Consider the following 10,124-nt stretch of genomic DNA (forward strand, 5'->3'; position numbering starts at 1 on the left):
ATCGCCCTGGAGATGATGGCCCGGCACGACCCGGACGTGGTGCTGCTCGACATCGACATGCCCGAACTCGACGGCACCGAGGCGCTGCCGCGGTTGCTCGCCGCGAGCCCGACGCTGCAGGTCGTGATGATGTCGACGCTGACGACGCGCAACGCCGACATCTCCCTGAAATGCCTCGCGCTCGGGGCCGTCGACTACCTCGCCAAGCCCGAGAGCAACCGCGGCGTCACCACCTCCGACGCCTTCCGGACCGACCTGGTGGAGCGCGTGCGGCTGTTCGGGGCCGCCCGCGCCCGGCGCCGCGGCCCCGCGCCGGCGCTCGTCGCGCCGGGCGCCGTCCTGGCTTCGGCCGTGCCCCGCCCGGCGACGCCGATCGCCCTGCGGCCGAAGGCGCGCGCGGCGGTCGCACCCCGCGTCCTGCTGGTGGGGGCCTCGACCGGAGGCCCGCGCGCGGTCGGCGAGATGCTGGAGCGGATCGGGCCTGCGACGCTGCGCAGGCTGCCGATCCTCATCGTGCAGCACATGCCGCCGATCTTCACCGCGGTCTTCGCCGAGCACCTGTCCACCCGGACCGGGCTGCCCGCGGCCGAGGGCAGGGCCGACGAACGCCTGGAGCCGGGCCGGATCTACGTCGCGCCGGGCGGGCGCCACATGGGTCTCTCGGGGGGGCCGGGCCGCGACCCGGTGATCCGCCTCGACGACGGGCCGCCGGTGAACTTCTGCCGGCCCGCGGTCGACGTGCTGTTCAAGGACGCCGCCGCCCTGTTCGGGGCCGCCACGCTCTCGGTGGTGCTCACCGGCATGGGCTCGGACGGCACCCAAGGCGCCCGCGCCCTCGTCGAGGCCGGCGGCGCGGTGCTGGCGCAGGACGAGGCGACGAGCACCGTCTGGGGGATGCCCGGCAGCGTCGCCAAGGCCGGGCTCGCGCAGGCCGTCCTGCCGCTGCCGGAGATCGGGCCGGCTTTGCGCGCGTTGATCACGGGACAGGTCGCATGACGGAGCTCGATTTCGATTACCTGCGCGCCTACCTCAAGCAACGCTCCGGCCTCGCGCTCACGCCGGAGAAGCGTTACCTCGTCGAGAGCCGGCTGACGCCGGTCTGCCGCCGCTTCGGCCTTTCGAGCCTGCGCGACCTCGTCGGCACGCTGAAGCTGTCGCGCGATTCGGCGATCGAGCGCGCGGTGGTCGAGGCGATGACCACCAACGAGACCTTCTTCTTCCGCGACCGCACACCCTTCGACCTGTTCCGCGACGTGCTGCTGCCGCAGGCGATTCTGCGCCGGGCGGCCCAGCGCCGCCTGCGGATCTGGTGCGCGGCCGCCTCCACCGGCCAGGAGCCGTACTCCCTGGCGATCCTGCTGCAGGAGGCCGCGGGCCGGCTCGCCGGCTGGCAGGTCGAGATCATCGCGACCGATCTCTCCACCGAGGTGATCGAGAAGGCGCGCCTCGGGCTCTACAGCCACTTCGAGGTGCAGCGCGGCCTGCCCGTCCAGTGGCTGCTGAAGTACTTCTCGCAGGTCGGCGAGCAGTGGCACATCGCGCCGGCGCTGCGCGCCATGGTCGATTACCGCCCGATCAACCTGCTCCAGGGCTTCGAGACCCTGGGCACCTTCGACGTCATCTACTGCCGCAACGTGCTGATCTACTTCGACGCACCCACCAAGACCGACATCCTCGGGCGGCTGGCCGACCGGCTCGCGCCCGACGGCGCGATCCTGCTCGGCGCCGCCGAGACGGTGATCGGCCTGAGCGACCGCCTCAGCCCGCACCCGCAGCACCGCGGCCTCTACGGGCACGCGGCCCAGGCCGTGCGCCTCGCCGCAGGCGCGCCGTCGCTGCGGGTCGGCGCCCGCTGACGGCTGCGCCGTGCGCAAGCGGTCGGGGGCGCGTAGGACACGCCTTTCCCGCGGAGCGGACCGGAGACACCCATGACGGCAAGGCCCAAGGTCGCGTTCATCGGCACCGGCGGGACGATCGCGTCGATCGGACGGGATTCCCTCGATATCCTCGACTACACCGCGACCGGCAACCGCCTGGAGGCGCAGGCGATCCTCGACGCCGTGCCCGAGGTGCGCGCGGTCGCCGAGCTGGTGCCGGTCGCGTTCCGCGCGGTGCCGAGCCCGGCGATCGGCTTTTCCGAGTGGCGCGACCTCGTCCACACCTGCGCGCGGCTCGCCGCCGAGCAACCGGACCTCGCCGGCATCGTCATCGGGCATGGCACCGCCACCCTGGAGGAGACGGCCTACGCGCTGAGCCTGACGCTGACGGTCGACGTGCCGGTGGTTCTGGTCGGCTCGCAGCGCCCGATCAGCGCCCTGTCGAGCGATGCGGGGCTCAACCTCGTCGCGGCGATCCGGACCGCGGCGGCGCCGCAATCCCGCGGGCGCGGCGTGCTGGTGGTGCTCAACGACGAGATCCAGGCGGCGCGCGAGGTGACCAAGACCTCGGTCGCCCGGCTGCAGACCTTCCGCACGCCGGATTTCGGCGTGCTCGGCCATGTCGACGGGGCGGCCGTGCGGTATTACCGGCGCTCCGAGCGCAGCCACGCCCCGGGCACGCCCTTCGACATCCGCGCGCTCGACGCGCTGCCGCGGGTCGACGTGTCCTACGCCCATGCCGACGCCGACGGCACCGCCGTCCGGGCGTTCCGGGCGGCGGGCGCGCGGGGCCTCGTCTCGGCCGGGCTCGCGCCCGGCATGACCCCGCCGCTGGAGGCCGACGCCCTCGAAAAGGCCGCCGCCGCCGGTATTCTGGTGGTGCAGTCGACGCGCGCCGGAAGCGGCGTCGTCCCGCTCACCACCCGCCTCAAGACCCGCGGCATCCTCAGCGCCGACAACCTGACGCCGCAGAAGGCCCGCATCCTGCTGGCGCTGGCGCTGACGGTCACGCGCGAGCCCGAGGCGGTGGCGCGCATCTTCGCGACCTATTGAGGTTCGACCGTGCCGACGATCGATCCGGCCCGTTCGCCCCGCCCGCCGGGCGCCGGGCTTCCGCGAACGGCTGCCGGCGGGCGCGACGTGGTGCCCGTCGGCTGCGAGGCGTGTCCGCGCGCTCCAGACCGTTCCCGGCCTGCCGGAACGCGGGCGTCACGTCCACTTCGCGCCGGCGTCGCGCCAGTGACGTGAGCGGCGGCCGGAACCCGGGCCGCGTCCGAAGGTCGACAAGGGTCGGACGCTCGGGCAAGACTGAGGCCATGGCCAAGACCGAGACTGAGGCCAAGACCGAGATCATGGCTATGGCCGCGCCCCTCTCCGGTCCCGAGCGCGAACGGATCGCCGCGCGGCTGGCGGAGATCGCGTGCGCGGCCGGCGAGATCCTGCGCGGTCATCACGGCAGCGACTGCCCGCACGTGCTGAAGGTCGACGGCTCGCCCTCGAGCGATGCCGACCTTGAAGCTGAGCACCTGATCCTCGCCGCCCTCCTGGATCGCTTCCCGGCGATTCCCGTGGTCGCCGAGGAGACCTGCCACGACGTGCCGCCGGCCGACCGATTCTTCCTGGTCGATCCCCTCGACGGCACCCGCGACTTCCTCGCCGGCAGCCCGGAATTCGCCGTCTGCATCGCCCTGATCGAGGGCAACCGGCCGGTCGCGGCGGCGCTTGCGGCGCCGGGCCTTCACCGGGTGTGGCATGCGGGCGTGAGGGCGCACGAGGCGCCGATCCGCGACGGCCGGCCCGGCCCGGCGCGGCCCGTCCGCACCCGGCATGCGCCCGCGGGCGGGCTCGTCGCGCTGGGCAGCCGCCGCCACGGCGATGCCGAGACCGAGGCCTGCCTCGACGTGCTGCGGGTCGCGGAGCGCCGCTCGGCCGGCTCCGCCCTGAAGTTCGCCCTGATCGCGTCGGGCGAGGCCGACCTCTACGTCCGCTGCGGGCCGACGATGGAGTGGGACACCGCCGCCGGCGACCATATTCTCACCGCCGCCGGCGGGCGCGTGGTCACGCCGACCGGCCGGCCGATCATCTACGGCCGCCACGCGCTGGCCTACCGCAACGGCCCGTTCGCGGCGCTCGGCGACCCGGCGCTCGCCGCCCGGATCGTCCTGCCCGACCGCGGCCCGCTGGTCCGCCCGCGGGAGCCGGCGGCGCCGATCCCCGACCTCACTCCGGTCCTCCGTCCGTGAGCCGGCGCAGACCCGGCCACAGCGCCTCGGCCCGGTCCGCGAGATCGGGATCGGCCACGACCCGCGCCCGGCGCTCCGCATCGCGGAACAGGTAGAGCCGGCCGGCGATCACCGCGAAGACCAGCGGGTCGGCGTCGACCAGCCGCCCGTCGAGGATGCCGGCGGCGTCGTATCCGCCGAGCCGCGGTGCGTAGACGTCCGGATCGCGGGCGAAGGCGGCGCGGTTGGCCGCGGATGCGAATCGCCACGTCCGGCCGCGGCCGGGCAGCTCGTACCGAGGGAGGCCCGCCCGCGGCCCCTCGGGCAGGAAGTAGCTCACCGGATCGAAGCCCGCGAGCCCGAGCCGCCCGGCGGACGGCGCTTCGGCTGGGGCCGGGCCGGCGAGGCCGGCCAGGGCAAAGACGGCCAGGGCGAGGGCGGCGCAGTCACGGCGCGTTAACCACATCTTGCGAATCGGATCTCTAGGCTCATCTCCGGATCGCGGGCTCGTCCGCTCCCCGCCCGGCGCCGTTCGTTCTGCCACATTTCTCAAGGCGGAATGCACGCCTCCGTTCCCGCGGGGACGGCACGACCGGCGCAGCAGCCAAGCCGCTGCCGGCTCGAGGAGGAACGATGACGGCACCCGACGCCCGCCGCGCCGCGACACGGCGCCAAGTCTTCGCCGGTCTCTCGGCCGGGCTTACCTCCGCGCTCGCCACGGCGCTCGGCCTCGTGCCGGCCGGCGCCGCGCGTGCGCGCGCCGTCGAGGACCCCGGTGCGCCGGAGCCCTTCCGGGCCGGCGAGATCGTCGATTCCGGCCACCGCTTCTTCGGCACGGTCTCGCGCGGTCTCGCGCTCGCCGTGCAGGAGGCGACCCGGCGCTGGGGCGAGCCGAACGGCTACATCCTCGGGCAGGAGGCGTCCGGCGCCATCGTCGGCGGCGTCCGCTACGGCGAGGGCACGCTCTACACCCGCAACGCCGGCACGCGCCGGATCTACTGGCAGGGGCCGACGCTCGGCTTCGACGTCGGCGGCGACGGCGACCGCACGATGATGCTGGTCTACAACCTGCCGGCGGTGAGTGGGATCTACCGCCGCTTCGGCGGAATCGACGGTTCGGCCTACCTCGTCGGCGGCTTCGGCATGACGGCGGTGACCAACGACGGCATCGTCGTGGTCCCGATCCGCACCGGCGTCGGCGCGCGCCTCGGCATCAATGTCGGCTACCTCAAGTTCACCGGCAAGCCGACCTGGAACCCGTTCTGAGTCACCACCCCCGCACACCTCCGATGTCGCCCTTGCGACGAAAGCGGTCTAGACTGCCACCCGCTTCGGCCGGGGCCGCCCGGCCACGGAGCATGGTCCACGATGCCCCGATCGTCGACCATGCCCGCTTGGTGTGGTCGCATCGTCCCGCGAGCCGGCAACCACCGCGCGGGGAGGATGCCCTGGGGACGAGTTCGTTCGCGTGATCGAAACCGTGATGATCTTCGCCCTCGGCTTCCTGGTGGCGAGCCTGTGCGCGCTGCTGGGGCTGCCGGCGGTGAACGCGCGCGCCGCGCGCCTCGCGCGGCGGCGGACCGAGGCGATGCTGCCGCTCTCGGTGACGGAGATCGCGGCCGAGAAGGATTTCCTGCGCGCGGAGTTCGCGGTGCACCAGCGCCGGCTGGAGCGTTCGGCCGAGGCGGCGCACGACAAGCGTCACGCCGACATGGCGGCCCTGGGCACCCGCACGATGGAGGTCGCCGCACTTACCCGCGACGTCGCCGCGCGCGATGCCGAGATCGCCGCGGGCCTGCAGTTCCGCACGCGGCTGGAGGACGAACTCGCGACCGCGCGGGCGGACGGCTCGGCCGGGCTCGCGACCCTTCTGGTGCTGGAGGAGGCCCATGCCGACCTCCTCGACAGCCTGCTCGCTGCGCGGCGCGCCGCCGCGCCGGTGCCGTCCGCCGCCGAGCCGAGCGCATCCGGGATCGCCGATCCGCCGGACGCCGCGGATCGCGAACGGACGCTTCGTGAAAGCCTCGCGGCCACCGAGGCGGCGCTCGCCCGCGCGCTCGCCGAGCGCGGAGAGGCGGTCGAGCACGACAACGCGGACCTGCGCCGCCGCATCACCGAGGTCGCCGACCTCCTCACCCGGCGCGAGCGCATGCCCGCCGTCGGGGCCTACCCGATGAGCGCGCCGTCGCACTGATGCGGCGACCGGCAGGATGCCCGATCGCGTGGGATCGGGCACGGTCTTGGGCCGTCGTTGCGGCGCCCTTGCGGCGCCGAACCGGATTCCGCGCCGTCGGGAACCGCTTCGGGCCTGCATCCGGCGGAAGAAATCCGCGCGCCGCGCTTGCGAATCGCGGGGGCGATGCCTTGTTTCCACCACGCAAAGGCATCATCGCACCGCCATCCCCAACCCGATCCGACAGATGGAACGACACCCCATGGCCTCGAAGCTCACGTCCCTCGCCCTCGCGCTCGGTGTCGCGGTGCCGCTCGCCGCCCCGGCCTCGGCAGCGCCTGAGACGAAGCGCGGCAACGAGACCATCAAGAAGTACTGCACCGGGGACTACCTGAACTACTGCGGCAACCTTGCGCCCGAGGACCCGAAGCTCGAAGCCTGCTTCGAGAAGAACTGGAAGTCGCTCTCCGAGAACTGCCGCCGCGCGATCGACGCCTATCAGGCGACGCAGGGCAACAAGAAAGGTTGAGGCCGTGGCTACGGCCGGGTTGTGGCCCGGCTGCGCTCGCCTCGCCTGCGGCCGACGGCTAAGGTGAACCTCTCCCTTGGGAAGCCTGTCCCAGAAGAGCCCGCCGGACCCTTCGCGATGCCGCCCACCCGTGTCCTGACGCTGCCCCTCGCGATCGCCCTCGTCGCGCTCGCGGTCACGGCCTGCGGGCGCCGCGGCGCCCTCGAATCGCCGGATGCCGGCGTGAAGCCGCAGCGGAGAGCGACGCAGGCGGCCGTGCCGGCCGGGGCCGGCACCCGCCAACGTCCGCCGGGCACCGGCCGCGATGACGGATCGCCCGAGCCCGACCCGCTGGCGGTCCAGGCCGGCGACGAACTCCCGGTCTCCGCGATCCCGCCCTCGGGCACCGACGCGCCGGTCGAGACCGGCCGCGGGGCGAAGCGCAGCTACCGGATACCGAAGGCGTCCTTTCTGCTCGACCCCCTGCTGTAGGCCGGATCGCCGGAGCCGAGCCCGAACGCTCCGAATCGCTTCTCCGCGAAGGCGAGGGAGATACGCCGACCGCGACTCTTTCGGCGACGCGGCATATCTTACGACGTCTTCAGGGCACGGCCGAACGATGCACCATTTCCAAGACCGCGACGGGCGCCTGCATGCCGAGGACGTCGACCTGACGGAACTCGCCGGCTCGGTCGGCACGCCGTTCTATTGCTACAGCACCGCCACGCTCGAACGGCACTATCGCGTGTTCGCCGACGCGTTCTCCGGCGACGACGCCCTGGTGTGCTTCGCGATGAAGGCCAACTCCAACCAGGCCGTGCTGGCGACGCTCGCGCGCCGGGGCGCTGGGATGGACATCGTTTCCGAGGGCGAATTGCTCCGCGCGCTCCGCGCCGGCGTCGAACCGCAGCGCATCGTGTTCTCCGGCGTCGGCAAGACCCGCGACGAGATGGCCGCCGCGCTGAAGGCCGGGATCTACTGCTTCAACGTCGAGAGCGAGCCCGAACTCTACGCGCTCTCCGCGGTGGCGAGCGGCGTCGGGATCGAAGCGCCCGTCTCGATCCGCGTCAATCCCGACATCGACGCGGGCGGCCACGCCAAGATCTCGACGGGCAAGTACGAGAACAAGTTCGGCGTGCCCATCACCCGCGCGCCCGCGGTCTACGCGCTGGCGGCCGCGCTGCCCGGCCTCGCGATCCACGGCGTCGACATGCATATCGGCAGCCAGATCACCGATCTCGCCCCGTTCCAGGATGCGGCGCGCCTGCTGGCGGGCTTGGCCGGACGGCTCATCGCCGCGGGGCATCCGATCCGGCACATCGATTTCGGCGGCGGCCTCGGCATCCCCTATCGCGACGACAACGCGCCACCGCCGGACCCGGCGGCGCTCGCCGCGACCCTGCGCCCGCACTTCGCGCCCCTCGGCCTGCGGCCGGTGTTCGAGATCGGCCGGATGATCGCGGGCAATGCCGGCATCCTCGTCACGCGGGTGCTCTACGTGAAGGAGAGCGAGGGCCGCACCTTCGTCATCGTCGACGCCGCGATGAACGACCTGATCCGCCCGACCCTCTACGAGGCCTATCACGCCCTGCGCCCGGTGACGGCGCCGGCCGACGACGCGCCCCGCATCACCGCGGACGTGGTCGGCCCGGTCTGCGAGACCGGCGACTACCTCGCCCTCCGGCGCGAGATGCCGCAGGTCGTGGCCGGCGACCTCATCGCGGTGATGACCGCGGGCGCCTACGGCGCGGTCCAGTCCGGCACCTACAACACCCGCCGCCTCGTGCCCGAGGTGCTGGTCAGCGGCGCGCAGGCAGCGATCGTGCGCCCGCGCCAGAGCTACGACGACCTGATCGGGCTCGACCGGATGCCGGGTTGGCTCGACGGCTGATTCGGCTCGACGGCCGAGCGCCGTCGGGCGCCCGCCTCACACGGTCTCGCGGAACACCGTGCGCAGGTCCGAGACGAGTTCGGCGATGCGCTCCGCCTTCGCGTCCCAGGCGAACATGAACCGGGCGCCGCCGCCGATGAAGGTGTAGAAGCGCCAGCCCCGCGCCCGCAACGCGGCCATCCGCTCGGCCGGCATCGCCAGGAACACGGCGTTGGCCTGAACCGGAAACAGCGGCGCGAGGCCGGGCGCGTCCGCGATCGCCGCCGCGAAGTCCCGGGCGCAGGCGTTGCCGTGTGCCGCGTTGCGCAGCCACGCGCCGCCCTCCAGCATCCCAACCCAGGGCGCCGAGAGGAAGCGCATTTTTGACGCGAGCTGGCCCGCCTGCTTGCAGCGGTAGCCGAAATCCTCGGCCTGCCCGGCCTCGAAGAACACCACCGCCTCGCCGGCGTGCATCCCGTTCTTGGTGCCGCCGAAGCAGAGCACGTCGATGCCCGCCCGCCACGTCATGTCCGCCGGGCTGCAGCCGAGATGGGCGCAGGCATTGGCGAAGCGCGCCCCGTCCATGTGCAGGGACAGGCCGAGGTCGCGGCAGGCGGCGGAGATCGCCCGCAATTCGGCGAGCGAATAGACCTGCCCGGTCTCGGTCGGCTGCGTCACCGTCACGACGCGCACCTTCGGGAAGTGGATGTCGCCGCGGTTGGTCGCCAGCGCCCGGATCGCCTCGGGGGTGAGCTTGCCGCTCTCGGTGCGCACGGTCAGCAGCTTCGAGCCGTTGGAGAAGAATTCGGGCGCGCCGCACTCGTCGGTCTCCACGTGTGCGGCGTCGGCGCAGATCACGCTCTGGTAGGAGCGGCAGAGCGAGGCCAGCGCCATCGCGTTCGCCGCCGTGCCGTTGAAGGCGAAGAACACCTCGCACGGGTGCTCGAACACGTCGCGGAAGGCGTCGGCCGCGCGCGCGGTCCAGGCATCCTCGCCGTAGGCCGGCGCGTGTCCGGCATTGGCCGCCGCCATCGCCGACCACGCCTCGGGGCAGATGCCGGAATAGTTGTCGCTGGCGAACTGCTGTGCGTCGTCTCGCATCGGTTGCCCTTGAGGATGTCCCGGTGCCGATCCCGCGGCGGGTCGGCGGCGTGGCTTGGCGGCGTGGCGTGGCGTGGCTTGGCGTGGCTTGGCGGAAGATGATCGCGCCGCCGATCCGGTTGCAATCCGGTTGGAAGTCGCGGGCGCTTGGTGTAAGAGCCTGCGCAAGGTGCAGGCTTCGCGCCGAATCGAGACCATCTCCATCGCGTCCTGCCCGGGCGATCCCCGGGCCCAGGGCGCCGTTGATGTCCCGCAGGGCTGCGGGGGCTCGGGTTCGGTGCCGACCGAATGCCACGTCCAAACCGGCCCTAAAGGATTCAGTCCGTTGCAGGTACTCGTTCGCGACAACAACGTCGATCAGGCGCTCCGCGTC

At 72.9% G+C, this 10,124-nt stretch carries 12 protein-coding genes; 10 read left to right on the plus strand and 2 right to left on the minus strand.

Features of this window, described 5'->3' with window-relative positions; all coding sequences use genetic code 11:
- The 4 genes from cheB to ACFE86_RS18560 form a co-directional block, all read left to right on the plus strand.
- The coding region (gene cheB / locus ACFE86_RS18545) for a chemotaxis-specific protein-glutamate methyltransferase CheB (RefSeq protein ID WP_375456795.1) at positions 1-996 on the plus strand (996 nt) is incomplete at its 5' end.
- Entirely contained in the window at positions 993-1,856 is an 864-nt protein-coding gene (locus ACFE86_RS18550) for a CheR family methyltransferase (protein WP_375456796.1), read from the plus strand. The genes cheB and ACFE86_RS18550, both read left to right, overlap by 4 nt.
- A gap of 72 nt (positions 1,857-1,928) precedes the next feature.
- On the plus strand, positions 1,929-2,930 hold the full coding sequence (locus ACFE86_RS18555; RefSeq protein WP_375456797.1) for an asparaginase: 1,002 nt from the start codon (positions 1,929-1,931) through the stop codon (positions 2,928-2,930).
- A 299-nt stretch (positions 2,931-3,229) separates the two neighbouring features.
- Positions 3,230-4,120: a 3'(2'),5'-bisphosphate nucleotidase CysQ gene (locus ACFE86_RS18560; RefSeq protein WP_375456805.1), complete on the plus strand. Its 891-nt coding sequence runs from the start codon at positions 3,230-3,232 to the stop codon at positions 4,118-4,120.
- Here the strand turns inward: ACFE86_RS18560 and ACFE86_RS18565 are convergent.
- Positions 4,098-4,565: a YHS domain-containing (seleno)protein gene (locus tag ACFE86_RS18565; RefSeq protein ID WP_375456798.1), complete on the minus strand. Its 468-nt coding sequence runs from the start codon at positions 4,563-4,565 to the stop codon at positions 4,098-4,100. The two genes, ACFE86_RS18560 and ACFE86_RS18565, sit on opposite strands and share 23 nt — an antisense overlap.
- 167 nt (positions 4,566-4,732) lie before the next feature.
- Here ACFE86_RS18565 and ACFE86_RS18570 point away from each other — a divergent pair, with 167 nt between their 5' ends.
- The 5 genes from ACFE86_RS18570 (at position 4,733) to lysA (ending at position 8,671) form a co-directional block, all read left to right on the plus strand.
- A complete protein-coding gene (locus tag ACFE86_RS18570; protein WP_375456799.1) occupies positions 4,733-5,365 on the plus strand; it encodes a DUF1134 domain-containing protein in 633 nt (210 codons plus the stop codon).
- Positions 5,366-5,567: 202 nt separating this feature from the next.
- Positions 5,568-6,293: a hypothetical protein gene (locus ACFE86_RS18575; protein WP_375456800.1), complete on the plus strand. Its 726-nt coding sequence runs from the start codon at positions 5,568-5,570 to the stop codon at positions 6,291-6,293.
- Between the two features lie 241 nt (positions 6,294-6,534).
- Positions 6,535-6,801 carry a 3',5'-cyclic-nucleotide phosphodiesterase gene (locus ACFE86_RS18580; RefSeq protein ID WP_375456806.1) on the plus strand — a complete coding sequence of 89 codons (267 nt, stop codon included), beginning with the start codon at positions 6,535-6,537 and terminating at the stop codon, positions 6,799-6,801.
- Between the two features lie 117 nt (positions 6,802-6,918).
- The gene (locus tag ACFE86_RS18585) at positions 6,919-7,272 is read left to right on the plus strand and encodes a lipoprotein (protein ID WP_375456801.1); all 354 of its coding nucleotides are present in this window, start codon (positions 6,919-6,921) and stop codon (positions 7,270-7,272) included.
- A 127-nt stretch (positions 7,273-7,399) separates the two neighbouring features.
- On the plus strand, positions 7,400-8,671 hold the full coding sequence (lysA, locus tag ACFE86_RS18590) for a diaminopimelate decarboxylase (RefSeq protein ID WP_375456802.1): 1,272 nt from the start codon (positions 7,400-7,402) through the stop codon (positions 8,669-8,671).
- A 36-nt stretch (positions 8,672-8,707) separates the two neighbouring features.
- On the opposite strand, the gene ACFE86_RS18595 is transcribed toward lysA, so the two are convergent.
- Positions 8,708-9,751, minus strand: a complete 1,044-nt coding sequence (locus ACFE86_RS18595; RefSeq protein ID WP_375456803.1) for a threonine aldolase family protein — start codon at positions 9,749-9,751, stop codon at positions 8,708-8,710.
- An 88-nt stretch (positions 9,752-9,839) separates the two neighbouring features.
- Here ACFE86_RS18595 and ACFE86_RS18600 point away from each other — a divergent pair.
- Positions 9,840-10,124, plus strand: a 285-nt coding sequence (locus ACFE86_RS18600; protein WP_375456804.1) for a hypothetical protein, incomplete at its 3' end; no start/stop codon positions are given.

The organism is uncultured Methylobacterium sp., from assembly GCF_964244095.1.
Classification (GTDB): domain Bacteria; phylum Pseudomonadota; class Alphaproteobacteria; order Rhizobiales; family Beijerinckiaceae; genus Methylobacterium.